Source organism: Streptacidiphilus sp. MAP12-16 (assembly GCF_041262165.1).
Classification (GTDB): domain Bacteria; phylum Actinomycetota; class Actinomycetes; order Streptomycetales; family Streptomycetaceae; genus Streptacidiphilus.
The window spans coordinates 142,849-167,408 of sequence record NZ_JBGCBY010000009.1; the positions used below are offsets into that span (position 1 = coordinate 142,849).

At 69.5% G+C, this 24,560-nt stretch carries 20 protein-coding genes and 3 pseudogenes; 13 read left to right on the top strand and 10 right to left on the bottom strand.

Annotated features, from left to right (window positions below; genetic code table 11):
• Positions 1-38 precede the first annotated feature (38 nt).
• Both ABIA33_RS14320 and ABIA33_RS14325 read left to right on the top strand, forming a co-directional pair.
• Positions 39-983, top strand: coding sequence for an alpha/beta fold hydrolase (locus ABIA33_RS14320; protein WP_370081239.1), 945 nt, complete (start codon positions 39-41; stop codon positions 981-983).
• Between the two features lie 432 nt (positions 984-1,415).
• Positions 1,416-3,827 carry an FUSC family protein gene (locus tag ABIA33_RS14325; RefSeq protein ID WP_370081241.1) on the top strand — a complete coding sequence of 804 codons (2,412 nt, stop codon included), beginning with the start codon at positions 1,416-1,418 and terminating at the stop codon, positions 3,825-3,827.
• 240 nt (positions 3,828-4,067) lie between these two features.
• Here the strand turns inward: ABIA33_RS14325 and ABIA33_RS14330 are convergent, their stop codons facing one another.
• The gene (locus ABIA33_RS14330; protein WP_370081243.1) at positions 4,068-5,300 is read right to left on the bottom strand and encodes an NADH:flavin oxidoreductase/NADH oxidase family protein; all 1,233 of its coding nucleotides are present in this window, start codon (positions 5,298-5,300) and stop codon (positions 4,068-4,070) included.
• 76 nt (positions 5,301-5,376) lie between these two features.
• Between ABIA33_RS14330 and ABIA33_RS14335 the strand changes: the two genes are divergently transcribed.
• The gene (locus ABIA33_RS14335; protein WP_370081245.1) at positions 5,377-5,964 is read left to right on the top strand and encodes a TetR/AcrR family transcriptional regulator; all 588 of its coding nucleotides are present in this window, start codon (positions 5,377-5,379) and stop codon (positions 5,962-5,964) included.
• A 124-nt stretch (positions 5,965-6,088) separates the two neighbouring features.
• On the opposite strand, the gene ABIA33_RS14340 is transcribed toward ABIA33_RS14335, so the two are convergent.
• The 6 genes from ABIA33_RS14340 to ABIA33_RS14365 all read right to left on the bottom strand — a co-directional run bounded on the left by ABIA33_RS14340 (position 6,089) and on the right by ABIA33_RS14365 (position 12,481).
• Positions 6,089-6,433, bottom strand: a complete 345-nt coding sequence (locus ABIA33_RS14340; RefSeq protein WP_370081247.1) for an L-rhamnose mutarotase — start codon at positions 6,431-6,433, stop codon at positions 6,089-6,091.
• Positions 6,434-6,496: 63 nt separating this feature from the next.
• On the bottom strand, positions 6,497-8,074 hold the full coding sequence (locus tag ABIA33_RS14345; protein ID WP_370081249.1) for a sugar ABC transporter ATP-binding protein: 1,578 nt from the start codon (positions 8,072-8,074) through the stop codon (positions 6,497-6,499).
• Positions 8,071-9,162: an ABC transporter permease gene (locus ABIA33_RS14350; protein ID WP_370081252.1), complete on the bottom strand. Its 1,092-nt coding sequence runs from the start codon at positions 9,160-9,162 to the stop codon at positions 8,071-8,073. The genes ABIA33_RS14345 and ABIA33_RS14350 overlap by 4 nt, the downstream gene beginning before the upstream one ends.
• Positions 9,159-10,232: an ABC transporter permease gene (locus ABIA33_RS14355; RefSeq protein WP_370081254.1), complete on the bottom strand. Its 1,074-nt coding sequence runs from the start codon at positions 10,230-10,232 to the stop codon at positions 9,159-9,161. Before ABIA33_RS14355 ends, ABIA33_RS14350 begins: the two co-directional genes overlap by 4 nt.
• Positions 10,229-11,317, bottom strand: coding sequence for a mandelate racemase/muconate lactonizing enzyme family protein (locus ABIA33_RS14360; RefSeq protein ID WP_370081256.1), 1,089 nt, complete (start codon positions 11,315-11,317; stop codon positions 10,229-10,231). Before ABIA33_RS14360 ends, ABIA33_RS14355 begins: the two co-directional genes overlap by 4 nt.
• Positions 11,318-11,416: 99 nt before the next feature.
• Positions 11,417-12,481 carry a sugar ABC transporter substrate-binding protein gene (locus ABIA33_RS14365; protein WP_370081258.1) on the bottom strand — a complete coding sequence of 355 codons (1,065 nt, stop codon included), beginning with the start codon at positions 12,479-12,481 and terminating at the stop codon, positions 11,417-11,419.
• A 338-nt stretch (positions 12,482-12,819) separates the two neighbouring features.
• Between ABIA33_RS14365 and ABIA33_RS14370 the strand changes: the two genes are divergently transcribed.
• Positions 12,820-13,500 (top strand): GntR family transcriptional regulator, encoded by a 681-nt coding sequence (locus ABIA33_RS14370; RefSeq protein ID WP_370081260.1) that lies wholly within the window; start codon positions 12,820-12,822, stop codon positions 13,498-13,500.
• A 116-nt stretch (positions 13,501-13,616) separates the two neighbouring features.
• On the opposite strand, the gene ABIA33_RS14375 is transcribed toward ABIA33_RS14370, so the two are convergent.
• Both ABIA33_RS14375 and ABIA33_RS14380 read right to left on the bottom strand, forming a co-directional pair.
• The gene (locus ABIA33_RS14375; protein ID WP_370081262.1) at positions 13,617-14,084 is read right to left on the bottom strand and encodes a MarR family transcriptional regulator; all 468 of its coding nucleotides are present in this window, start codon (positions 14,082-14,084) and stop codon (positions 13,617-13,619) included.
• Positions 14,081-15,835 (bottom strand): MFS transporter, encoded by a 1,755-nt coding sequence (locus ABIA33_RS14380; protein ID WP_370081264.1) that lies wholly within the window; start codon positions 15,833-15,835, stop codon positions 14,081-14,083. Before ABIA33_RS14380 ends, ABIA33_RS14375 begins: the two co-directional genes overlap by 4 nt.
• A 109-nt stretch (positions 15,836-15,944) precedes the next feature.
• On the opposite strand from ABIA33_RS14380, the gene ABIA33_RS14385 reads away from it, so the two are divergent.
• The 7 genes and pseudogenes from ABIA33_RS14385 (at position 15,945) to ABIA33_RS14415 (ending at position 22,264) form a co-directional block, all read left to right on the top strand.
• The gene (locus tag ABIA33_RS14385; protein ID WP_370081266.1) at positions 15,945-16,400 is read left to right on the top strand and encodes a universal stress protein; all 456 of its coding nucleotides are present in this window, start codon (positions 15,945-15,947) and stop codon (positions 16,398-16,400) included.
• Positions 16,401-16,638: 238 nt separating this feature from the next.
• Positions 16,639-16,737: pseudogene (locus ABIA33_RS14390) on the top strand (DUF1304 domain-containing protein); the annotation flags it as partial.
• An 81-nt stretch (positions 16,738-16,818) separates the two neighbouring features.
• The gene (locus ABIA33_RS14395) at positions 16,819-18,489 is read left to right on the top strand and encodes an FAD-binding dehydrogenase (protein ID WP_370081268.1); all 1,671 of its coding nucleotides are present in this window, start codon (positions 16,819-16,821) and stop codon (positions 18,487-18,489) included.
• Positions 18,490-18,925: 436 nt separating this feature from the next.
• Positions 18,926-19,282 carry a VOC family protein gene (locus tag ABIA33_RS14400; RefSeq protein ID WP_370081270.1) on the top strand — a complete coding sequence of 119 codons (357 nt, stop codon included), beginning with the start codon at positions 18,926-18,928 and terminating at the stop codon, positions 19,280-19,282.
• A 69-nt stretch (positions 19,283-19,351) separates the two neighbouring features.
• Positions 19,352-19,495, top strand: a pseudogene (locus ABIA33_RS14405) (pyridoxamine 5'-phosphate oxidase family protein); the annotation flags it as partial.
• A gap of 160 nt (positions 19,496-19,655) precedes the next feature.
• The gene (locus ABIA33_RS14410) at positions 19,656-22,061 is read left to right on the top strand and encodes an ATP-binding cassette domain-containing protein (protein ID WP_370081272.1); all 2,406 of its coding nucleotides are present in this window, start codon (positions 19,656-19,658) and stop codon (positions 22,059-22,061) included.
• 128 nt (positions 22,062-22,189) lie between these two features.
• Complete coding sequence (locus tag ABIA33_RS14415; protein WP_100661309.1) at positions 22,190-22,264, top strand: 50S ribosomal protein bL37; 75 nt, start codon at positions 22,190-22,192, stop codon at positions 22,262-22,264.
• Between the two features lie 186 nt (positions 22,265-22,450).
• Here ABIA33_RS14415 and ABIA33_RS14420 read toward each other — a convergent pair whose 3' ends face one another.
• Positions 22,451-23,413: a DMT family transporter gene (locus tag ABIA33_RS14420; protein ID WP_370081274.1), complete on the bottom strand. Its 963-nt coding sequence runs from the start codon at positions 23,411-23,413 to the stop codon at positions 22,451-22,453.
• Between the two features lie 255 nt (positions 23,414-23,668).
• Here ABIA33_RS14420 and mscL point away from each other — a divergent pair, with 255 nt between their 5' ends.
• Positions 23,669-24,112, top strand: a complete 444-nt coding sequence (mscL, locus tag ABIA33_RS14425) for a large conductance mechanosensitive channel protein MscL (RefSeq protein WP_370081276.1) — start codon at positions 23,669-23,671, stop codon at positions 24,110-24,112.
• Positions 24,113-24,120: 8 nt separating this feature from the next.
• Positions 24,121-24,264: pseudogene (locus tag ABIA33_RS14430) on the top strand (hypothetical protein); the annotation flags it as partial.
• Positions 24,265-24,560: the final 296 nt, after the last annotated feature.

Sequence of the window (24,560 nt, forward strand, 5' to 3'; positions counted from 1 at the left end):
CTGCGAACATGGATCGCAGTAAATGGAGGAGAGTCGACATGCCCCAGATGCAGCCGCAGCCTGAGTGGACGCCGACCCGGTACGCGCACAACGGCGACGTGCAGGTGGCCTTCGACCAACTGAAGGGCTCCGAGGGCGAACCGCTGCTGCTCATCATGGGATTGGCCACCGCCCGCTTCTGGTGGCCGGCCGGACTGTGCCAGGCATTCGCCGAGGCCGGGTTCGCCGTGGCCCGCTACGACCAGCGCGACGCCGGCCAGTCGACCCGGATGCCGGACACCGCCACCACCAACCCCTTCAAGGCCCTGTTCGCCAAGCGCGGGGATGCCTACACGTCCGAGGTCATGACCGACGACGCCATCGCTGTGCTGGACGAACTCGGCTGGGAGCGGGCCCATGTCTTCGGCCACTCCCTGGGCGGCGCGATCGCCCAGCGGATCGCGCTGCGGCACCCCGACCGGGTGCTCAGCGTCACCTCCTCGGCAGCCCTGCCCAGCGACGTCTCCGGACTGGGCGTCCTGCGCTACCTGCGTTTCGGCTTGCTCGCGAAGCTCGCCCGTGCCAAGTTCCCCGACGGCCGCGAAGGCGACATCGAGGCCGCCCTCACCGTCTGGCGCGGCATCGCCTCCCCCGGCTACCCGTTCGACGAGGCAGCAGCTCGTGCCTGGGTCGAGGCCGACGTCGACAGCGGCCCGCGCGACAACAAGGCGCAGAGCCGCCAGATCGGCGCCCAGTGGCGCGGACCCAGACTCAAGGAGCTGCGCCGACCCACCCTCGTCCTACACGGCGAACAGGACCCGATCCTGCGCGTCAGCGCGGGCCGCGCCACCGCCCAGGCAATCGACGGCGCCCGACTGGTGACCTACCCGGGCGTGGGCCACGACCTCCCCGCCGCCCTGTGGCCCGATATCGCCCGACAGGTCAGCGACCTGGCCACCGGGGCACCCACCCACGCGGCCCAGCAGCAGCACTCGGGCGCATAAGGTGCCGAGGCGATCAGTGTTCCGGCCGGTCCGACCGTCCGGGAGAGTTCGCGGACGGCCGCCTTCGGGTGTGATGACTCGCAGACCCCGACATGGGCGTCGTACCACTCGTCCTGATAGTTCGACTCTCCCGGACCGGCTTGACGACGCCATCCGGCGCGCGTGGCAACCATCGTCATGCCCTTGATCGTCACCAGTCCACGGCCCACCAGAACGCACACTGCGGCACGCAGTGATCGCCACGATCCGCCGCCAAGCCCAGGAGGCTCGCATCAGTTCGAGCCCCCGAATGCTCCTACGTATACGCATCATCGGCGGCCTCGTCCACAACTCCAGTACGCCGGCTGCACTGCAGCGATGACTTTCCGAGCCCCACACGATGCGTATGCTGCTGACCATGGGGCGATTCGATGACCTGAAGCGCGACAACCGATGGGCCTCGCGTTTCCCGGGCAGGTCTCGATCGTTTATCTCCCGTGGCAGCGGGGCACGAGCGACGACACCGATCAGCTGGACCAGTTGTTAGGGATGCTGCACCGCATGAATGTGACGAACCTCAACCAAGCGCGACAGCGACTGGCCTCTTCGTTGCAACGGCTGGGCGCGCGCGATCCAGGGCTGCTCGCCCTGCGTCGAGCGGCCCGGACCGCCATCGTCATGCCTGCCATGTTTGCTCTCGGCGACAAGGTCATCGGAAAGCCGGACCTGGCAACGTTCGCCGCGTTCGGCTCTTTTGCCATGCTGATGATCGTCGATTTCGGCGGGCCCATGCTCGATCGGTTGCAGGCACAGGCTTCGCTGGCGGTAGTGGGCGCAGTGTTCGTGGTCGTGGGAACACTGGCCTCGCGCAATCCTTGGCTGGCGGCTGGGGCTATGGGCTTGGTCGGCTTCGGAGTGCTGTTCGTGGGCGTGGTCAGCTCCACGATGGCCGGGGCCACCACAGCCCTGTTGCTGGCCTTCATTCTGCCGGTGTCGCTGGCCGGGGCACCCTCGTCAATCCCGGATCGGCTGGCGGGTTGGGCAATGGCCTCGGTTGCCGGGCTGGCGGCGGTGGCGCTGCTGTGGCCGGCACCCGCCACGGATCGGCTTCGGGTCAAGGCCACGGCCACCTGCAGGGCATTGGCCGCTCGCCTGCTTCTGGAGGTCGCGAGTCTGCTGAATGCTGAGGACGACCGAACAGCCGCGGAACACGAGCGGGTCATTGCCGAGGCTGATTCTGCGGTGGCTGAAATGCATCGACTTTTTCTCGCCACGCCGTATCGTCCGACCGGTCTGAGCACGACCGCCCGGGCGGTAGTCCGCTTGGTCGACGAGCTGAGCTGGATGAACGCCATTCTCACGCAGCCCCGGAAACCCACCAGCGGCGCAGCGAAACGCGCTCCGTGCGCGGTGAAAGCCGCTGCGGCCGCTGTGCTGGAGCGCGGTGCGGATCTGCTGGAAACGCCCCGCGCGAATCCTGACTCGTTGCGTTCTGCGCTGGCGGAGCTCCGTCAGACCCTGGTCGTCCTGGAGCACGACACGACGAATGAGCTTCCGAAGCGGCCGGCCTTGGCCAGAGAAAGCGCGCTGGCGGCCGACGAACGGCTCAGGGAGTTCATCGGCTCCGTGGACCCGAGCTTCCGCGCGCAGGAGTTGAGCTTCGTCGTGTCCTTGATCGGCAACAACATCGACCTCGCGGCCTCCGCGGAACGTCGTGGTTGGATCGACCGGATCCTGGGCCGCCAACCCACGGGACTGCCAGGAACGCTGTCCGCGGCCCAGGAACGCGCGGCTGCCCACGTCGAACGGCATTCGCTGTGGCTGCACAACAGCGTCCGCGGCGCCGTCGGCTTGGGGCTGGCCGTCTTCGTCGCCAACCTGACGGGCGTCCAGCACTCGTTCTGGGTCGTACTCGGCACCCTCTCGGTACTCCGCTCGAACGCCCTGAGCACTGGCCAGAACGCACTACGCGCGGTGGGCGGCACCGCCATCGGCTTCGCGGTCGGGGCGGCGCTACTGGTGCCGATCGGCACCGACGCCAGCCTTCTGTGGTTCCTGCTGCCACTGGCGATCCTGCTGGCCGGCGTGGCACCGTCCGCGGTCTCCTTCACCGAAGGGCAGGCCGCGTTCACCCTCGTCCTGGTGATCCTTTTCAACATCATTCAGCCGGCTGGGTGGCGCGTCGGACTGTTTCGGGTCGAGGACATCGCTCTCGGTTGTGCGGTAAGCCTTCTGGTGGGCGTGCTCTTCTGGCCGCGCGGTGCCGCAGCAGCGCTCAGCAACGCGCTCGCCGAGGCCTATACCGACAGCGCGAGCTATCTGGCCGCCGCGGTCGAATTCGGCATGCTCCGATGCGATTCCAGTGCGTCAAGCACTGGGGCGCCGACCCAAGAGGCGGTGCGCGCGGCCGCGGCTTCGCGCAGACTCGACGACACATTTCGCGGGTACCTGGCCGAGCGAGGCGCCAAGCCCGTTCAACTAGCCGAGGTCACCAGGCTTGTGACCGGTGTGGCCGGGCTGCGGCTGGCGGCCGACGCGGTGCTGGACCTATGGAGCCGGGACGGCGGCCAGGTCGCGGGCGACCGAACTGCGGCCCGCGTCGAGTTGCTCCGGAACACCGAACTGATCACGGGTTGGTACGACGATCTTGCGAACAGTCTGAATGGCTCGCGCCCTATCCCCGCGCCGCTGGCCCGGGACGGGGAGGCAGATGGCCGTCTTCTTCATGCGGTACGGCATGATCTCCGGGGCGAGGACGGACGGGCCACGGCTACCGCGGTGCGGATGCTCTGGACCGGCGACCACCTCGACGCCGTCCGCCGGTTGCAGGCCGGCCTCGTCGAGCCGCCTACGGTCACCGTGTGACCCCGGGCCCAGTCGCGGAGACCTCGCCGGCCAGCTCGAGACCGGGAATGTCCTCAGGGACGCCGGAGCCGGGCGACGGCGGGTAGAGGCCGAGCAGTCGCATCTGGTCGGCGCCGTTCGGCCCGGGGCATGGACGCGGACCAAGACCTGATCGGTACCCGGCTCGGGGTCGGGATGCTCAGCGACAACGATCTTCCCATCACGGATGGTGGCGGCGCGCATGGCGATCTCCTGCGCCGCTCATCGCGCAGCCAGCCAGGTGCTGTAGCGGCGCAGCGCGGACTTGCGCGTCAGGTTGTCGCGCAGGAAGGCGAGCAGCGGGCTGACTCCGGGGGCGGTGGGGCGGCCCTGGGCGAGCAGTCGGAGCTGGTGCTTGATGCGGGACATGCCCGCTGCCGAGGCCAGGGCCTTGTCCTTGATCCGGACCGGGGCCAGGCGCACTTCAGCGTCCGTTCCGGCCTGCCAGAGCTTGGGCAGGTCCGGGTTCACCGCCAGGGCCGAGCCCATGCCGACCAGGTCCACTCCGGCGGCGAGCACCTCCTCGGCGACCGGACGGCGGCCGATGCCGCCGGTGAGCATGATCGGCAGCGGGCTGCTCCGAACCAGTTCGGCGGCGAGGCTGAGGAAGTAGGCCTCGCGGGCCTGGGTGCGTTCGTCCGCAGGGCGTCCGGACATCGCCGGGCTCTCGTAGCTTCCGCCGGAGAGCTCCACCAGGTCCACCCCCAGCGGTGCCAGCATGGCGATCACCCGCTGCGCGTCGGCAGCCTCGAACCCGCCGCGCTGGAAGTCGGCGGAGTTGAGTTTGACTGCCACCGCGAACTGCGGTGCCACTGCGGCGCGCACGGCGCGGACCACGTCGAGCAGCAGCCGAGCGCGGTTGTCCAGGGAGCCGCCCCAGCGATCGGTGCGCTGGTTCGCCAGCGGGGAGAGGAACTGCGAGAGCAGGTAGCCGTGCGCGGCGTGGATCTCGACGCCGTCAAATCCGGCCTTCTCCGCCAGCCGCGCCGTGTCGGCGAAGCGGGCGACCGTGGCGGCGATCTGCTCCTCGGTCATCGCGACGGGCTGAGCCAGGCGCTTGCTCTGCTTGCCGATGTCGACCCTGATCGCGGAGGGCCCCCACGCCACGCCGGGCATCTCCGCGAAGACCTGACGGCCCGGGTGGTTGATCTGCATCCAGACCGCGGCGCCCCCGGACTTCGCGGCCTTCGCCCACCGGGTGAACGGCTCCAGTGGGGAGTCCGCGTCCAGCACCACACCGGCCGGGCCGGTCATCGCCTGCGCGTGCACCATCACGTTCCCGGTGAGCAGCAGCCCGGCGCCGCCCTCGCTCCAGCGGCGGTAGAGCCGCAATAGCCGCTCGTCGGGCAGTTGACCGTCCCCGGCGAGGTTCTCCTCCATGGCCGCCTTGGCGATGCGATTGGGTAGTACGGAGCCGTTGGCCAGTGCCAGCGGCGCGAACAGATCACTCGACATTGCAGCCATCCTCAGGGTGTGATCGCCTTCTCGATGTGTACGATGCTTACATCACCGTACGAGGAGGATGTAATCAGTGTCAACTTCGGTCAAGCCCGCGTACCACCACGGTGATCTGCGCGCGGCCCTGCTGACCGCTGCCATGGACCTGCTGGAGGAGGACGGCGGCAGCCTGTCGCTGCGCGCGGTAGCCCGCCGGGCCGGTGTCTCACCCGCCGCGCCTTACCGGCACTTCGCGGACAAGGAGGCGCTGGAGTCCGAACTCGCGGCGGCGGGCTTCGCCGACCTCAGGCAGCGACTGGCCGCCTCGGTGACGGCGCCGGCCGTGCCGGAGGACTTCGCGCGGCTCGGCGTCAGCTACGTCCGCTTCGCCCTGGACCGGCCGGCGCTGTTCCGGCTGATGTTCGGCAATCCCTGCGCCGACACCGAGGACGTACGGGCCATCGCCGCTGCGGAGGTCCTCGGCTTCGTGCTGGCCTGCGTGAGCCAGGCGTTCCCGCAGGCCGACACCGAGGCCCTGGCCACGGCCGGCTGGTCACTGGTCCACGGCCTCGCGTTCCTGCACCTGGACGGCAAACTCCCCGCCGCGGACCCGGCAGAGGTCGACGGCCGGGTGACGTCGGCGGTCGTCGCGATCCTCACCCTGCAGCCGACAACCCACTGATGAACCCCTCGCCGCCTCGCGGAGCGCCACGCTCGCTGCCGCCGGACCCGCCCCGGCCTCCGCGCTGACCGGCGGCTCCCACCTCGCCTTCGCCACCCATCCCGGCGCGAGTCGGGCGCTTCAGTCATTCCATGAAGAAGACGGAGGGGATCTCCGTCCACTGACTTCCGTCGGGGGTGCCCGGGAGCCGTTCCTGGCACGCGTCGGTCAGCTTCCACCACTCGCGAGTGATCGGATCCTCGGCAATGCGATCCATGTCCGCGGCGTAGTCGGTGCCCCGGTACTCGAAGTAGCTGAACAGCAGGTCGCCGTGCAGGAAGATCGAGTAGTTGCCGATATTGGATGCACGGAGCCGTTCCAGTACAGCGGGCCACGGCTGCGCGTGCAGGCGCTTGTACTCCTCCAACTTCTCCGGCCTGACGCGGATCACGGACGCGATCCGCTGGACACCCTTGGTAGCCTCGTTCACTGTTTCCTTTCTCGAGCCCGTACACCCGGGCCGCCGTGCCGGAGAATACCGCTGTCCGTTCGGTCAGGCCGGGCGGCGACTGTGCGGCTGGTTGCGCGACTTGGCCGGGTCGGCGCCGTGGATGAGGCCGATGACGGCGCGGCTCGCCGTCTCGTAGTCGTGGTCGTTGGCGAGGGTTCCCGTGATGCGGAAGTCCCGCATGACCGCGATGCGGTCGGCCAGGGTCACCATCTCGGGGAGGTCACTCGTGATCAGGAGGATGGCCAGGCCGTCCGCGGCGAGCTGCCAGATGAGCTGGTGGAAGGCCGCCTTGGTGCGAACGTCGATCCCGACCGTGGGTTCGTCGATGATGAGGATCTCGGTCCGGGCGGCGAGCCACTTGGCGAGACTGACCTTCTGCTGGTTCCCGCCGGAGAGGTTGCCTGCGAGCTGGTCGGGCCCGGAGCTGCGAATGCCGAGTCGCTGGGTGTATTCCACGGCGAGTTCGCGCTCGCGCCGACGAGGGACGTAGCCGAGGGCCCGGCGGATGCGCGTCCACACCGTGACAGCGATGTTCGTCGTCAGGGTCTGGTCGAGGAAGACGCCCTCTTCCTTGCGGTTCTCGGGCACGTAGCCGATGCGGTAGGTGTTCAGTGCCTGGCGCACATCCCTGATACGGGCCACGGAACCGTGCACCCGGATCTCACCGGAGAGCACACGGTCCAGGCCGAGGAGCGCTTTGGCCAGCTCGGTGCGCCCGGCGCCCACGAGGCCGTACAGCCCGACGATCTCGCCGCGGCGGACGCTGAGGGAGATGTCGCGGTGGCCGGACGCGGTGCAGACCCGGTCGAGTTCCAGGGCCGGCGGCCCGTCCGCCGGGATGGGTCGGGGTGCGAGGCGGGCCGCGTCGTGCGCGCGGCCGACCATGAGGGCGATGACGTCGTCCCTGGTGTGCTCGGCCAACGGCGCCGCCTCCAGGACCGACGCGCCGTCGCGCAGAACTGTGACGGTGTCGCAGACAGCGAACACCTCTTCCAGCTTGTGGCTGACGAGAAGGACCGCCGTGCCCTGGTCGCGCAGTCGGCGCACGATGTCGAAGAGCCGGTCGGCCTCGGCCAGGGTGAGCGCGGAGGTCGGTTCGTCCAGCAGCAGGACCCTGCTGTCGGTGGACAGCGCCTTGGCGATCTCCACCAGCTGCATCTGCGCGACCGACAGGGACTTCACCGGGGCGTCGAGGTCGAGATCCAAGCCGAGCAGATCCAGGCAGCGCTGTGCGCGGGTGCGCACGGCGTCACGGTCGACGAGCCCGCGGGTCGCGGGCACCTGGCGCAGCGTGATGTTCTCCGCAACGGAGAACTCTGGGATCAGGTTGCGTTCCTGATGGACCACCGCGATGCCGGCCCGGACCGCGTCGGTGGCGGAGTGCAGGGCGACGCCGGCGCCGTCGACGGCGAGGTTTCCGCTGTCCGGCCGATGAAACCCGGTGAGGATCTTGATCAGGGTCGACTTGCCCGCGCCGTTCTCTCCCAGGAGGGCGTGTACGGAGCCGGCTCTGAGGGTCAGGGTGGCGCCGTCGAGTGCCCTCACGCCGGGGAAGGTCTTGACGAGCCGCTCGGCCGAGAGCACTGGAGCGGCCGGGGACGGGCTGGTCTCGGCTGTCATGCCGTGCTCCTGACGGTTGGGGCGTCCGCCTCGGCGTCGGCGTCTGCATCGGCTTCGGTGTCGGTGTCGGCGCCGGGTCTGGGCGAGGCGTTCCGGGTTTGCCTTGTTTCGCGGACCCGGCCGATGACGACTGTTCCGAGGACGACCGCGCCCACGGTGAAGTCGACCCAGCTCGGGTCGAGCGAGTACTGGGCTCGGCCGACGTCGACCAGACGGACGATGAAAGCCGCGAGCACCGCGCCGAGCACCGAGACCGATCCCCCGGCCAGAGCGGCCCCGCCGATGATCGGTGCGGCGAAGCTCGGCAGCAGCCAGTCGCCGCCGATGCTCTTGTTGACCCCCGGCGCCGAGGCGACGGTGACGACCGCGGCGATGCCGATGATCAGCCCGGAGAGGGTGTGGGCCAGGATCAGGGCTCTGCTGTTGGAGATGCCCGAGAGCTGTGCGGCGAGCGGGTTCCCGCCGCTGGCCAGGAGTTGTCGGCCGGCGACGGCGCGGCGGAGGAAGAAGGCCAGCGCGGCGGCCACCGCGAGCGCGAGCATGAAGATGACCGGGATGTTCAGCACCGACAGGGAACCGAACCGTCGCAGGCCCGCCGAGCCGGCGTCGATCGTGCGGGTGCCCGCGACCCGGTACTGCAGGCCCAGCAGGATCGTCATCGTCGCCAGGGTCACGATGAAGCCGTTGATCTGCGTGGCCACCACCAGGGCGCCGTTGGCAGCGCCGATCAGGGTCCCGGCGAGCACCGCGACGAGGATCGCCACGGGCGCAGGGACACCGTGGTCGGCCATGAGGCCGGCGGTGAGGACGGAGAGGAATCCGCCGAGCGCGCCGACGGCCAGGTTCATCTGCCCGGCCGCGAGGACGACCAGCTGAGCCAGACCGATGAGGATCGGCACGGTCAGATAGGTCAGCACGTCGCGGATGGCGTTGCCGTGCAGCAGACTGCCGTGGGAGTCGACCGCCAGGACGGTGAATCCGACCACGCCGACGGCCAGCAGTGTCATCTCGGTGGAGCGGGCGAACCGCCGCGCCCCCGCCTGTGCTCGTGCCCTGCCGGGCGCTCCGAGCCGGACCGGTGTGCTCATCGGGGATTCGCCGCCCTTCGCTGGGAGATCACGGTCCTGATGCGGTCGGTGGACAGCGCCAGGAGCAGGATCGCCCCGAGGTAGATGTTGAGGCTTTCCAGGCCGATGCCGAGCAGGGTGAGGCCTTGGCGGATCACCTGGGTGAGTGTGGTGCCCAGCAGTGTGCCGACGATGGAGACCGCGCCGCCGGTCAGCAGGGTGCCGCCCAGTACCGGGCCGAGGAATGACGGGATCATGAACTCCGAGCCGATGGTGGCGGTGAACGAACCGGCGGTCACCGCGAGCAGGAAGCCGGCCAGCGCGGCGAGCGTCCCGGACAGCGCGTGCGCGCCGATGACCCGCCGGGTGGTCGGGATCCCGGACAGTTCCGCGGCCTTGATGTTCGAGCCGACCAGCAGCAGTTCCCGGCCGAGGCGGGTTCGGGAGTAGAGGTAGCCGACGATCAGCATCGCCAGCACGGCGAAGAGGAGGAGCTGTGGCACCGCGGGTGAGCCGCACAGCGGGCCCGCGCAGACGTCGGCCAGCGAATAGGTCCGCAGTGCGTCCATCCCGGCGGGCTTGGTCGTGAACGCCGCCGACGTGGTGGTCTGCGCATAGACCAGGGACACCAGGCCGAGGAGGACGAAGTCCATGGCGAGGGTGACCACGAAGGAGTTCACGCCGGTCGCGGCGATGATCCATCCGGTGAGAGCGCCGATCGCGGCGCCGGCCAGGAGACCGATCGCCAGACCGGGGTAGAGCGGGAGGTGCCAGTCCTGGTAGGCCAGTCCCATGAACATCGCTGAGAACGCGGCCATCCGGCCGACGGCGAGGTTCATGTGACCGATGGACAGGACGGCCATCTGGGACAAGCCGACCACGGTGAAGACGGCGATGTCACGCAGCAGCGGGAAGACGGTCAACTGCTGGTCGTAGAACGCGGAACGGGCCGAACCGAACGCGAGGACCAGTCCCGCGATGACCACGAGCAGGCCGAACCGCTGGGCGGTGCCCGCGTCCAGCCGACGGCGCCGCGACGGCTGTGGAACCTCGACCTCGCTCGCGGCGTGTTCTGCGGTCGGCGCGCTCATGCCACCCTCCGGTCGGCTATCTCGTCGGGATCCCAGTCGATGCCCAGTCCGACGGTGTCCGGGGCGAGTGCGTGTCCGTCCCGGACTGCCAGCTCGCCGCGGGTGATGGCGCGCAACTGGGGGATGTGCTCGACGTAGCGGCCGTTCGGGATCGCGGCGACCAGGGAGACGTGAAGCTCCATCAGGAAGTGCGGGCAGACGTGGACGTTGAAGGTCTCGGCCAGATGTGCGACCTTCAGCCACGGGGTGATCCCGCCGACCCGGGCGACGTCCACCTGGATGATCGAGGCCGCACCGCGGGTCAGATACTCACGGAACTGCGAGGCCGAGTACAGCGACTCGCCGACGGCGATCGGGATCGACGTCGAGCGGGCGAGCGCCACGTGCCCGTCGATGTCGTCGGCCGGCAGCGGCTCCTCGAACCAGCCCAGGCCGACCGGCTCGAAGGCCGCGGCGCGGCGGCGGGCCTCAGCGCCGGTCATCGACTGGTTGGCGTCGACCATGATGTCCAGCGTCGGGCCGACCGCCTCGCGGACCGCGCGCAGGCGCTCCACGTCCTCCTCGACGCGTGGCTTGCCGACCTTGAGTTTCACCCCCGGCCAGCCCGCGGCCTGCGAGCCGAGCGCCCCCTGGACAAGCTCGTCGGTGGACAGGTGCAGCCAGCCGCCCTCCGTGTCGTACAGCGGCACCTCGGGGCGGAAGCCGCCGGCCACCTGCCACAGCGGTTCGCCGGCCCGCTTGCATCGCAGGTCCCAGAGTGCGATGTCGACGGCGGCCAGCGCCAGCGAGGTGATCGCGCCGACGGTGGTGGCTCGGGTGGAGGCGAACTGGTCGTACCAGAGCTGCTCGATCATCCGCGCATCCTGGCCCAGCAGCCGGGGCAGCAGGTGCTCACGCAGCATCGCCAGCACCGACGTCCCGCCGGTGCCGATCGTATAGGAGTAGCCGGTACCGAGCGCGCCGTCGTCGGTGCGCAGTTCCACGAAGATGGTCTCCTGCTTCAGGAACGCCTGGACCGCGTCGGTGCGCTTGGTCTCGACCTCCAGGTCGACCAGGTAGGCAGTCGCCTCGGTGATCTTTGTCATCTGTCCGTCTCTCGTTGCAGGATGCCCGACCCCTCCGGTGCCCGCTCTCGCCCATCCAGCGGACACCGGAAGCCTTCAGCGCTCGGAACCGGACGCGTTCTAGGAGCAGGACAGGACGTTGGTCTTGAAGTCGGTCATCAGCTGCGTCGTCTTGGCCTGACGCTCGGAGTCGTAGGTGCCGACGTTGGCGGTGGTCACCACGAACGAGCCGGAGTCGACGGAGACGCCCGGTGTGCGCATGGTGCAGGCCTTGCTCTGCAGTTGGGCGAGGGCCCAGGTGCCGACGTAGGCCTGGCCGACCGGGTTCTGGGTCACCGTCGCGGCGACGGAGCCGTCCTTGATGCCGGCCAGGATCTTCGGGTCGTCGTCGATCGCGACGACCTTGATCGGAAGGTTGGCGGCTTTGACCGCCGCCGCCGCGGCCACCGCCGGGTTGTAGGCGGTGGCGACGATCCCGTTGATCTCGCTGCCGTGCGCGGTCAACAGGTCCGACACGGCCTTCTGCGCGGTCTGCAGGTCGGTGTCGATGTCGGTCACCGTGGTGAGCAGCTTGACCTGACCGTTGGTCTCGGCGACCGCCTTCTTCACCCCGGCGATCCGGCGCTGGGTGTTGGAGTCGGCGTTGAGCCCGGTGAGGTGGACCAGCGTGCCGTGGCCGCCCATCGCCGTGATCGTCGCCTTCGCCGCGCTGTATGCGGCCTGCTCGACGTCGGTCGACAGGCAGAAGGCTGCGGCGTCGGTGGCGCCGGCCGGGCAGGAGCCGAGGGAGGCCACCGTGAAGCCCTTGGACTCCAGGTCGGTGAACGTGCTGTTGATGTCGGTGGGCGAGACCCCGAACACCCCGAAGGCGGTGTAGCCCTGGGCGGCGAGCGACGTCAGGAGGTCGTTCTGCTTGGTCTGGTCCCACTCGGCGGTCTCGTTGAACGTGACCCCGGCGAGACCGAAGTCGGCCTGCGCCTTGGCGCCGGCCGTCTTCCACGGCTGGAAGTACGGGTGCGCACCGCCCGGGACGAGCGCGACCTTGATGCTCGACGGCGGCTTCGCTGCGCCCGTCGCCGCCGGACCCGCGGCCGTAGACCCCTTGGTGCTGCATCCGGCCGCCGCCAGGAGCAGGACGGACACACCGGCGACGAGCTTGAGATGCCACACATGGCTGCGCTTCATGCTGCCCACCTAGGCTTGCAGATCGTATATTCTTAAGGGGACTCTGAGGCACGCCGACCAACACGGTCAAGGTTCGTAACCAAGCCGAAACATGGCGCGGCAGCGGGCCGGCATACTCGAATCCGCCTCCCAGGTGCACGTTCAGTGGAATCAGGGCGACGCGGCAGCACTCAAGGCCGGCAAGTGCAGCCTCTTCGCGCCCGCCAGGGCCTCGGTCCGACGTGACACAAATCGTGTAGGATCTACGATCAGCAGGCGGCCTACATGGGACCGTGGAGCGCTCTAGCATGCGCAACGGGATGCCGGGCGCGACGGGATCACTGGGGATGGGGGCAGACATGGCGTCACCGAGGCAGATGCTGACCGACACGGTCTATGACGTGGTGCGGCAGCGACTGGTCGACCACGACATCGAACCCGGGGGCAAGGTCAACATCAACGCGCTTGCCCAGGAGCTCGAAGTCTCCCCGACACCGGTCAGAGAGGCCCTGGCCCGGCTGGAGGCCGACGGACTGCTCGTGCGCCGCTCGCTCGCCGGCTACGCCGCAGCCCCGTTGCTGGGCAGGAAGGAGTTCAGCGAACTGTTCGAGATGCGGATACTCCTGGAACCCGCCGCGGCCGCCAAGGCCGCCGGGCTGATCGAGGAACCCCATCTGGCCGTGCTCGCCGACCACCTCACCCAGATGCGCGACGCGCAGGACCACACCAGCCCACAGACCCGCCGCACCTTCCTGGACCACGACGCACTCTTCCACGACCAGATCGCCCAGGTCTGCGGCAACACCCTGATGCGCGAGATGCTCGACCGTCTGCATGCGCACGCGCACCTCTACCGGCTGCACTTCCGCGAAGGGCTCGCCGCCGAAACCTGCCGCGAACACGCCCGGATCCTGGAAGCGCTGAGCGAGAAGGACGCCGGCCTGGCCGAATCGGCGATGCGCAGCCACATCCAACGGTCCCGTGAGCGTCTGGCCACCGCTTTGGGCGAAGGCGACCTGACCGGCGGGGAACAAGGCTAGCCACCTGTCGGCCTCCCACCTGCGGCGACCCAGCGGGAGTGAGGGCCCGTCAGTCGGCGTTGCTGTCGCGGGCGGAGGCGGGCGCCGACTTCTGTCGAGCGTCTCAGCCGCTGCGGTCAGCCAGTCGGGGCCTGGTCCTCATCCTGCTGGTCGACCAGGAGTTCAAGGACGTCCAGAGCCGACTGCAGGATGCGGCGCTGCTCGCCGGTGAGTTTGGCGATACGGCTGGCAAGCATTTCGGAGCGTTCCTGCCGCAGTCGGGTCAGCAGGGCGCGTCCCCGGTCTGTGCTGGTGACCAGGTAGGAACGCCCGTCGCTGGGGTCGGGCTCCCGTTCGATCAGGCCGGCGAAGCTCAGGGCGGTGAGCGTGCGGGTCATCGAGGGCGCAGCGACGGATTCCTTGGTGGCGAGCTCGCCCAGCCGCAGTGGTCCGTGCTCCTCGATCCTGGCCAGGGCCGAGAGTTGGGCGAAGGTGAGGTCCTGGCTGTGGGATGCCTGGGCCATCTGCCGATACAGGCGGGCGATGGCAAGGCGGAGCCGGGTGACCTCGGCCTGCTGTTCCTGATCGGCGGCGGGAGAAGTCATGGGGTCGCGGTCTCCTCAGCGGGTCGCGGTTGCTCGGGGGGCGCGGTCCGGCTCCGGAGCAGGGAGGCGGCCGCTGCCACCAAGGACATCACGATGGCGAGAGTGAACACCACGACCAGACCGTCGTGGAAGGGGCCGGAGATCAGGTTCGGGAAGAACTGGCGTCCGGTCAGCGTGGCCTGGTTGGCGGCCGGGAGCTGTCCGAGGGTGTGCGGCCCGAGGAGTTGCCTGATGGGGTTGTAGCCGAGGAAGGCGGCGAACAGGGTGCCGACCGGGGGCAGGTTGGCGACCGTGTCGGCGTCGGCGGCGGGGACGCCCTGGGCGGCGAGCCCGCTGCTGAGGGTGTGCGGGAGCGAACCGGCCAGACCTGCGACCATCAGCGAGAAGAAGACGCCGATGGAGAGGACCATGCCGGCGTTCTGGAAGGTGGCGCGCATTCCGGAGGCGGCGCCGCGCGACTGTGCGGGGACGCTGGACATGATGATGGAGGTGTTGGGCGCGGCGAACAGGCCACCGCCGACGCCGTTGAGGAAGACCATGAAGGCGAAGACCCAGTAGCTGAAGTCGGTGGGCAGCAGGAGCAGTCCAGCGAAGGACGCGGCCATGACCACGAACCCGGCAGCGGCGAACAGTCGGGCGCCGAAGCGGTCGGAGAGGTGTCCGGCGATGGGGCCTGCGGCGAGGAATCCGACAGTGAGCGGGATCAGGTAGATGCCCGCCCACAGCGGCGTGTCGGCATAGTCGTAGCCGTGCAGCGGCAGCCAGATGCCCTGCAGCCAGATGATCAGCATGAACTGCAGCCCGCCTCGGGCGATGGAGCCGAGCAGCGCGGCGGCGTTGCCGCCCGCGAAAGCGGTGTTGCGAAAGAGCCGGAGCGGGAACATCGGTTCGGCGACTTTGGACTCGATCACGCAGAAGGCGACCAGCAGCGCGGCGCCGCCGATCAGGCCGGCCAGGACCCAGGGGTTGGTCCAGCCCATGGTGTGGCCGCCGTAGGGCTGGATGCCGTAGGTGATGCCTGCCAGGAGAACGGTCAGGCCGACGCCGAAGGTGAGGTTGCCCCACCAGTCGATCCGTGCGGGCCTGCGGATGCCGGTCTCGTGCAGGGAGCGGTAGGCCCACACCGTGCCCAACAGCCCGATGGGCACGTTGACCCAGAAGATGCTCCGCCAGTCCCACTGCGCCAACAGGCCGCCCAAGACCAGTCCGATGAAGGAGCCGGCGATGCCGGCGACCATGTTGACGCCCAGGGCCATGCCGCGCTGGCTGGTTGGGAAGGCGTCGGTGATGATCGCGGCGGAGTTGGCCATCAGCATGGAGCCGCCCACGGCCTGGATCACGCGCCAGCCGATCAGCCACAGGGCTCCGCCGGCGCCGTGCAGCGGGTCGAGGGAGAGGATCACCGAAGTGACGGTGAATATCAGGAATCCGGCGTTGTAGATGCGTACGCGGCCCCAGATGTCGCCGAGCCGGCCCAGTGCCACCACCAGCACGGCGGTGATGAGCATGTAGCCCATCAGCATCCAGAGCAGGTAACTGACGTTTCCTGGCTGGAGCGGGTCGAGGTGGATGCCGTTGAAGATCGAGGGAAGTGAGATCAGCACGATCGAGGCGTTGATCGTCGCGATCAGCGTGCCCAAGGTGGTGTTGGACAGGGCGATCCACTTGTAGTGGGGGTGGTCGGCTCCGATCCAGGGTGATCGCCTCTGCCTACGCTGACGTGCCCGGCCGGACGTGATTCCCGTCGCCATCAGCGACCGCCTCCCACTTACCCCATGTACTTAGCTGACGTAAACTAAGTATTGCCCGAGTTCCTCGCTGACGTCCAGGGACGGAGGCCGGGCCGGACGCGGGAGGGGTGTGCTGGTGTTCGAGCGCGGGACGGACGGTCCCAAGGTGATCGTCGTCGGGGTGGACGGCTCCGAGTCGTCATGGCGTGCCGCCGCCTACGCGACCGGACTGGCGCGCCGGCAGGGCGCGTTGCTCGCCCTGGTCTACGTGCAGCCGGTCTTCGCACTGGCGGCCGTGGCCGGACTGCCGCTGGTGACGGTCGAGACCGCTACGGCGACGGCCGACGAGATCTGCGGGCGGGTGCGCGCCGGCCTGGCGTCCATGGCGGAGATCCAGCCGCTGCGCTGGGAGTTCCACAGCGTTCCCGGCGGCGACACGGTGGCTGCGCTGTCCCTGGCGGCCGACGAACTGCGAGCGGACGCCGTCGTCATCGGCGCGTCGCGCGGCCTGGGCCACCGCATCCTCGGTTCGGCCGGCGTGCGCCTGGCCAAGTCCGGGCGCTGGCCGGTTACCGTCGTCCCCTGAGCACGCTTGAGGTGTGATCCCCAAGCCTGCTCGCTTGAACTGGCCACCAGGGCAGGGCCGCTACGACCTGCGCGAGATCGTGATGCGTGCTTCCTGTGCCGCGCCCGCAGGCTCTGTTCGAGTCTGCGGCGTCGGAGACGCGGCGCGTCCGCAGCGCAGGGGCGACAGCCGCCTGTGCTCCTCAACGGCTCCGCACCGACGAGCGAGGGAGCGACCGGCGCGCCGGCAACCCGCTGGGTCCGGGATATATGACGGAGCGACCGCACACCGTAGGATCTTGCTGGTCCAGGCCCTGCCGGGTGCGGTGGCGCTCGCGGCGGTGCTGATCGTCGGCTGACGCCGGCCCGACGAGACGGCCCGGCGGCGTTCCGTCGAGCCCACCCACCCGTCCCAACAGCACCCTAGGAACCGATCCCCCATGGACGCTGATGTCATCGTTGTCGGAGCCGGACTCGCTGGACTGGCCGCCGCGCACGAACTGACGAGCAAGGGCAAGCGGGTCGCCGTACTCGACCAGGAGAACGCCGCCAATCTCGGCGGCCAGGCGTTCTGGTCCTTCGGCGGGCTGTTTCTGGTCGACTCGCCCGAGCAGCGCCGCCTCGGCGTCAAGGACTCGTTCGAACTGGCCTGGAACGACTGGCAGGGCAGCGCCCGGTTCGACCGGCTCGACGACGAGGACTCCTGGGCCTCCCGCTGGGCGCGGGCCTACGTCGAGTTCGCCGCCGGGGAGAAGCGCTCCTGGCTGACCGGCCATAGCATCACCTTCCTGCCGACCGTCGGCTGGGCCGAACGCGGCGACCTGCGCGCGGACGGTCACGGCAACTCGGTCCCCCGCTTCCATGTCGCCTGGGGTACCGGCACAGGCGTGGTCGAACCGTTTGTCGCCTCGGCGCAGCGGGCCGCGGCAGACGGCCTGCTCACCTTCCACCACCGGCACAGGGTCGATGAACTCCTCGTCACTGACGGGCAGGCCCACGGCGTGCGCGGCGCGGTACTCGCGCCCGACTACTCCGCCCGCGGGGTCGCGTCCAACCGGGACACGGTCGGCGAGTTCGAGATGAACGCACAGGCGGTTGTCGTCACCACCGGCGGTATCGGCGCCAACCACGACATCGTCCGCCGCTACTGGCCGGCCCGGATGGGCACCCCGCCGACCAGCATGGTCACTGGTGTGCCCGCCCACGTCGACGGCCGCATGCTCGACATCAGCGCCGAGGCCGGCGTCCGGCTCGTCAACCGGGATCGCATGTGGCACTACACCGAAGGGGTGCAGAACTGGGACCCGATCTGGCCCGGCCACGGCATCCGCATCCTGCCGGGTCCGTCGTCGCTGTGGTTCGACGCCCTGGGCCGGCGCCTGCCCGACCCCTGCCTGCCCGGCTACGACACCCTCGGTACGCTGCGCCACCTGCGCACCACCGAGGACATCGCCCGCTTCGACCACTCCTGGTTCATCCTCACCCAGAAGATCATCGAGAAGGAGTTCGCGCTGTCGGGCTCGGAACAGAACCCCGACATCACCAGCAAGAACCGCGCCGCGTTCCTGCGCGCACGGCTGCTCGGCAAGGGCGCCCCCGCCCCGGTCGAGGCGTTCAAGCAGCGCGGCGCGGACTTCGTCGTCGCGGACACCCTTGACGAGCTGGTCGCCAGGATGAACGACCTCACCGACGAGCCGCTGCTGCGGACCGAGGTCATCCGCGCCCAGATCGAGGCGCGAGACCTGCAGATGGACAACCCCTACAGCAAGGACTCGCAGGTCCAGGGCATCCGTAACTCGCGCCGCTATATCGGCGACCGGATCGGGCGCACCGCTGCCCCGCACCGGATCCTCGACCCGTCCGCCGGGCCGCTGATCGGCGTCAAGCTGCACATCCTCACCCGCAAGACGCTCGGCGGCATCCAGACCGACCTGCAGTCCCGGGCCCTGGGCCTGGACGGCCTACCGATCAGCGGCCTGTACGCCGCCGGCGAGGTGGCCGGCTTCGGCGGCGGTGGCGTGCACGGCTACAACGCCCTGGAGGGCACCTTCCTCGGCGGCTGCCTGTTCTCCGGACGCGCTGCAGGACGCCACGCCGCCGACCAGGCCTGAATACAGCAACTCGGGGTGCGCTGGGCCATCCCGTGACGGGCGCATCGAGCGCGCAACGTCGCTGGTGCGTCGTCGCGACCTCGGCCTCGCCGAGCTCTGTTTCGCGGTCGGCTGCTCGCCGCTGGCACCTTCAGGACTCGCTTCACCGAGCTGGCCGACGTGCCGCCCAGCACCTACCGGCGCCAGGCGGCGCGAGCGACAGCGGGGATGCCGTCGTGCGTGCGGTCGTGCCTGCCGGCTGCGTGCCGAAACGGGTGGCCAGACCGATCAGGAATCGAGAAGCGCGGTCACCGAGCCGCACCTAGTGTGACCGCCATGGAAGGCGAACGGCCAACGCGAATTCGCCATCCGGGGCGATCGGGCTGTCGATTCCTGACTTCCCGATCGTCATTGAGCCAGAGAAATCCCGACCAGACCCACGACTTCAGGAGTGACCATGACCGGCTCTTCCACCCAGGGAATCAAGACCGTGCTGCATCCCGTCTCCGACCTGGCGGCGGCCAAGGAGGTGTACGCCGCCCTGCTCGGCGTAGCGCCGCAGGCCGACGAGTCCTACTACGTCGGCTTCGAGGCCGCGGGCCAGCACATCGGGCTGGTGCCGGGCGGTGCATCGCAGGGCATGACCTCACCGGTGGCCTACTGGCACGTGCCGGACATCGAGGCGAAGCTGGCCGAGGTGACCGCCGCAGGTGCCACCGTGAAGGACCCCGCGCACGACGTCGGTGGCGGCCGCCTGGTGGCCACCGTCACCGACCCTGATGGCAACGTCCTCGGGCTGCTTCAGGACCGATGACTGCCGACCCCCCGCTCCCGCGCTCGGCGTGGTCGCGGCACCGAGCATCGGCACGCGGCCACAGCAGCGGGTGACCGGTTCGCCGCGCGCACCGGCTTCGACCCGCGTGCGCCGGCCACCCCGTACCGCTCGTTTCGCATCTCCTCGCGCCGCATCCAGGCCTGGCGCGAGGTGAACGGGCTGCTCGACCGCGAGCTGATGCGCGACTGCCGCTCCGCCGCTCGCCGCGGCGGGAACGCCGTGTGGCCGGGGACCGGAGGCTCCCCGGGCCGAAGCGGAGAAGAGCCGGACGTACTGCTTGAAGCTGGTTAGATCGAGCCAGGCGACGCCGACGGAGACCGCGAGGGCGGCCCCGAGTAAAGATGGAGACACGATGAGCATGGCCACGAGCACGGACTCGCATTCGCCTGCGCTGCACGTTGCCGACAGCCACGATCTGATCCGCGTGCACGGCGCGCGCGAGAACAACCTCAAGGACGTCAGCATCGAGATCCCGAAGCGCCGGCTGACGGTGTTCACCGGCGTCTCCGGCTCGGGCAAGAGCTCGCTGGTGTTCGACACGATCGCCGCGGAGTCGCAGCGGCTGATCAACGAGACCTACAGCGCCTTCGTGCAGGGCTTCATGCCGACGCTGTCGCGACCCGAGGTCGACGTCCTCGAAGGCCTGACGACCGCGATCATCGTCGACCAGCAGCGGATGGGCTCCGACCCCCGCTCCACGGTCGGCACCGCCACCGATGCCAACGCGATGCTGCGCATCCTCTTCAGCCGGCTCGGCAAACCGCACATCGGCTCGCCGAAGGCGTTCTCGTTCAACGTCCCCTCGATCAGCGGAGCGGGCGCGGTCACCGTCGAGCGCGCCGGGAAGACAGTCAAGGAGCGGCGCAGCTTCAGCATCACCGGCGGCATGTGTCCGCGCTGCGAAGGCCGGGGCGCGGTCTCCGACATCGACCTCACCGAGCTCTTCGACGACTCCAAGTCACTCGCCGAGGGCGCGATCACCATCCCCGGCTACACCGCGGGCGGCTGGAACTACCGCCTCTACGCCGCATCGGGCTTCTACGACCCGGACAAGCCGATCCGCAAGTACACCAAGAAGGAGCTGCACGACTTCCTCTACCGCGAGCCGACCAGGATGAAGATCGCGGGCATCAACATGACCTACGAGGGGCTGATCCCGCGGGTCCAGAAGTCGTTCCTGTCCAAGGACACCGAGGCGCTGCAGCCGCACATCCGGGCTTTCGTGGACCGGGCGGTCACCTTCACCACGTGCCCCGAGTGCGGGGGCACCCGGCTCAGCGAGGCGGCCCGGTCGTCGCGCATCGGTAAGATCAACATCGCCGATGCGTGCGCGATGCAGATCAGCGACCTGGCCGAATGGGTCCGCGGCCGCAAGGAGCAGTCGGTGGCGCCGCTGCTCGAGACGCTGCAGCAGACCCTTGACTCGTTCGTCGAGATCGGTCTCGGTTACCTCTCGCTCGACCGTCCGTCGGGCACGCTGTCGGGCGGCGAGGCGCAGCGCGTCAAGATGATCCGCCACCTCGGCTCCTCGCTGACGGACACCACCTACGTCTTCGACGAGCCCACCATCGGCCTGCACCCGCATGACATCCACCGGATGAACGACCTGCTGCTGCAGCTGCGGGACAAGGGCAACACGGTCCTCGTCGTGGAGCACAAGCCGTTGACGATCGCGATCGCCGACCACGTTGTCGACCTCGGCCCCGGCGCGGGCACGGCGGGTGGCACCGTCTGCTTCGAAGGCACCGTCGAGGGGCTGCGGGCCAGCGGCACCATCACCGGCCGCCATCTCGACGACCGGGCCGCCGTCAAGGAGACGGTGCGAAAGCCCACCGGCACGCTGGAGATCCGGGGCGCGACGACGCACAACCTGCGCGACGTCGATGTCGACATCCCGCTCGGGGTGCTTGCCGTCGTCACCGGCGTCGCCGGCTCCGGCAAGAGCTCGCTCGTGCAGGGGTCGCTGGTCAATGGTTCAGGGGGCAGGGACGCGGGCGTGGTGTCGATCGACCAGGCCGCGATCCGCGGCTCGCGACGGAGCAACCCGGCGACGTACACCGGACTGCTCGACCCGATCCGGAAGGCGTTCGCGAAGGCGAACGGCGTGAAGCCGGCGCTGTTCAGCGCGAACTCCGAGGGTGCCTGCCCCACCTGCAACGGCGCCGGCGTCGTCTACACCGACCTGGCGATGATGGCCGGCGTCGCCACCGTCTGCGAGGAGTGCGAGGGGAAGCGGTTCGAGGCATCGGTGCTGGACTACCACCTCGGCGGCCGCGACATCAGCGAGGTGCTCGCGATGTCGGTGACCGAGGCCGCGGAGTTCTTCGGCGCCGGCGAGGCGCGCACCCCGGCCGCGCACGCCATCCTCGACCGGCTCGCCGATGTCGGGCTGGGCTACCTCACCCTCGGCCAGCCGCTCACCACCCTGTCCGGCGGCGAGCGGCAGCGGGTCAAGCTGGCCACCCACCTGGGCGAGAAGGGCGGCGTCTACATCCTCGACGAGCCGACCACCGGCCTCCACCTCGCCGACGTCGAGCAGCTGCTCGGCCTGCTCGACCGGCTCGTCGACTCCGGCAAGTCGGTCATCGTCATCGAGCACCACCAGGCGGTCATGGCGCATGCCGACTGGATCATCGACCTCGGCCCCGGCGCCGGCCACGACGGCGGCCGGATCGTCTTCGAGGGCACACCCGCCGACCTCGTCGCCGCCCGCTCCACCCTCACTGGCGAGCACCTCGCGGCCTACGTCGGCACCTGACTGATCATGAGGGCGGCTGACCTTGCGGTTCTCACTGAGCCTGACAGTGGCATCGCTGATGCGGGCGTCCCAGGCCGAAACTAGACTGGCGAGGGCATGGAAAGTCCTGAAATAGGGAGATGTGCACCATGGCTAAGCGAGGGAACAAGCGACGGGCCCGTAAGAAGAAGAAGGCCAATCACGGCAAGCGGCCCAACGCCTGAGCCAACCGAAGCTCACTGCCGTTCAAGTGGAACGGCAGGTGCGCGGCGCGGCCTGTCAGCGTGACCGCACGGCCAAGGGCCCTCACCGGCCGGGCAGTTGCAGGTAGCCGGTGAGGGCGGCTCGCGCGATGCCGGTTCGGTCCCACGGCGGTGCCCTGGGACCGAACCGGCAGACTGCCCCTCGGCCTACCGTTCCCGGGACTCGGTGCGGACGGGAGCGGTGAGGATGGCCAGACCCAGGGCGAGGACGGCCAGCCCGCACCAGGAGGCGGCCGGCAGGCGCTCGCCCAGGACGGTGACGCCCAGGACCGCGGCGACTGCGGGCTCGGCCAGAGTCAGCGTCGTGGCCACCGACGCGGGGGTGTGGCGCAGGCCGCGTCCAAAGAGGCGGTAGGCCAGGTAGACGGTGAACAGGGCGAGGTGCAGCGCGACCGCCGCTCCGCGGGTGGTGGCGAGCCAGTGCGTGCCGGTGGACAGCACGAGCGGCAGGACGAGCAGCCCTGCCGCGCCGAACAGCACGCCCATCACCGAGTCGGAGGCGTATCCGCGCGTGATGAGCTTGCCGCCGATCAGCGAGTAGCCGGCGTAGGACAGCCCGGCGCATCCGGCGAGCACGATGCCCGTCAGGTCCATGGGCCTGGCATCTCCGGTGAGCTCGGGGCCCAGAACCAGCAGGGTGCAGCCCAGCACGGCTGCTGCAGTGGCGCCGGTCCAGCGTGCGGTCGGCCGACCGTGTCCGGTGAGCCAGGCCAGCAGCCCGGTGAAGACCGGCGCGCTGCCCAGCGCGATCACCGTGGCCACGGCCACGCCGGTCCGGGCCACGGCCGGATAGAAGGTGACCGGATACCCGGCCACCGCCAGCGCGCCGAGGACGAGCAGCCACCGCTCGGGCCGCGTGCACGTCGCCGGCAGCGAGCGAGCACCGCGGGACGTGAGGAACAGCAGGATGCCGCCGAGGGCGAGACCGGCGCAGCCGACGGCCGCCGCCGGTGCGCCGGCGGGGGCCAGGGAGCTTGCGGTCCCGGTGGTGCCCCACAGCACGGCTGCGGTGAGGATGGGCACGGGGCCGCCCATGAGGCTGGTGCGGGAGGGCTGCGGGCCGGCGGCGGCCGGGCGCGCGGGAGCCAGGGGGGAAGTGCGTTTCGGCACAGTCGTGTTCTTCCGTCGTCGAATGCGTCAGGGACTGGATTCGAAACGGGCGCACGACATGAACCCTGGCCGCCCTGCGGGTCGGCCGGGACGGGGATCGAACCGTCAGTGTCTGCGCCCGGTCAGGCGCAGAGCGGCGGCAGAACGACGTGCCAGTAGGTGTTCACCCGGCGATCGTACCTGGCGGGACACGGCTGCCGGGCCTGCTACCCGCCGTACACCCGGACTCACCTGTTCGGACTACTCGGCGGGCCGGTGAGCGCCGGGCGGCCAACGCTGGAGGGGCTGCGAATCGAGGAGGCCTACATGCTGCAAGGGTTCAAAAAATTCATCCTGCGCGGAAACGTGATCGACCTAGCCGTCGCGTTCGTGATGGGCGCCGCGTTCGTCGCGGTGGTGAACGCCCTGGTCAACGACCTGCTCACGCCGCTGATCGCAGCGATCTTCGGCAAGCAGGACTTCTCCGCGCTCACCTTCACCGTGAACCACAGCGTCTTCCGATACGGAGCCTTCATCAACGCACTGATCTCCTTCGTGCTGATCGCGGCGGCCCTGTACTTCTTCGTTGTGTCGCCTCTCAACGCGATGGCCGACCGCAAGCGCCGCAAGGCCGGCCTCCCCCCGGTCGAGGAGCCGCCCACCGAGGTGGACCTGCTCACCGAGATGCGCGACCTGATGCGCAATTCGCCACGTCAATGACAACCACCGGCACCTTCTTCATGGAGGCCCACACCTGCGACCTGACGCCAGGGCAGGAACAGGTCCTCGGTGCCCACATGCGTGAGGTCTGCCCCAGGGTCGCCGTCCGGACGCCCACCGTCGAGATCCACCCGCTCGGCGCAGGCGGCAGGGCATCGGCAATGACGAACAGTTGCTTGCGGGCGTCTCGGCAGGCGGGGGGATGCGAGCGAGACGCCCACTGCACCAGGGGGGATGCCCAACTAGAGTGGCATGTCCACGACTTGGAAGCTATGGTTTTGGCCAATCCATGCCAGACAACTCACGCAAGCGGACCGGGTGCGCTCCACCGAAGCTGAGCCCAACCGCTGACAGACCGCCCGCCCCGACTTGGAACAGGGCCTGCGCCATGCAGCACCTGCTCGCGTGCTGCGGCCCGGTGTTGCGCTTCACAAGGGTCTCGGTGGGT

Coding starts and splice junctions, on each gene's coding strand:
- ABIA33_RS14350 (WP_370081252.1), bottom strand. CDS start 9,162: ATGAGCACACCGGTCCGGCTCGGAGCGCCCGGCAGGGCACGAGCACAG.
- ABIA33_RS14345 (WP_370081249.1), bottom strand. CDS start 8,074: ATGACAGCCGAGACCAGCCCGTCCCCGGCCGCTCCAGTGCTCTCGGCC.
- ABIA33_RS14320 (WP_370081239.1), top strand. CDS start 39: ATGCCCCAGATGCAGCCGCAGCCTGAGTGGACGCCGACCCGGTACGCG.
- ABIA33_RS14370 (WP_370081260.1), top strand. CDS start 12,820: ATGGCGTCACCGAGGCAGATGCTGACCGACACGGTCTATGACGTGGTG.
- ABIA33_RS14355 (WP_370081254.1), bottom strand. CDS start 10,232: ATGAGCGCGCCGACCGCAGAACACGCCGCGAGCGAGGTCGAGGTTCCA.
- ABIA33_RS14330 (WP_370081243.1), bottom strand. CDS start 5,300: ATGTCGAGTGATCTGTTCGCGCCGCTGGCACTGGCCAACGGCTCCGTA.
- ABIA33_RS14395 (WP_370081268.1), top strand. CDS start 16,819: ATGGACGCTGATGTCATCGTTGTCGGAGCCGGACTCGCTGGACTGGCC.
- ABIA33_RS14410 (WP_370081272.1), top strand. CDS start 19,656: ATGAGCATGGCCACGAGCACGGACTCGCATTCGCCTGCGCTGCACGTT.
- ABIA33_RS14380 (WP_370081264.1), bottom strand. CDS start 15,835: ATGGCGACGGGAATCACGTCCGGCCGGGCACGTCAGCGTAGGCAGAGG.
- ABIA33_RS14360 (WP_370081256.1), bottom strand. CDS start 11,317: ATGACAAAGATCACCGAGGCGACTGCCTACCTGGTCGACCTGGAGGTC.
- ABIA33_RS14375 (WP_370081262.1), bottom strand. CDS start 14,084: ATGACTTCTCCCGCCGCCGATCAGGAACAGCAGGCCGAGGTCACCCGG.
- ABIA33_RS14325 (WP_370081241.1), top strand. CDS start 1,416: ATGGGCCTCGCGTTTCCCGGGCAGGTCTCGATCGTTTATCTCCCGTGG.
- ABIA33_RS14365 (WP_370081258.1), bottom strand. CDS start 12,481: ATGAAGCGCAGCCATGTGTGGCATCTCAAGCTCGTCGCCGGTGTGTCC.
- ABIA33_RS14400 (WP_370081270.1), top strand. CDS start 18,926: ATGACCGGCTCTTCCACCCAGGGAATCAAGACCGTGCTGCATCCCGTC.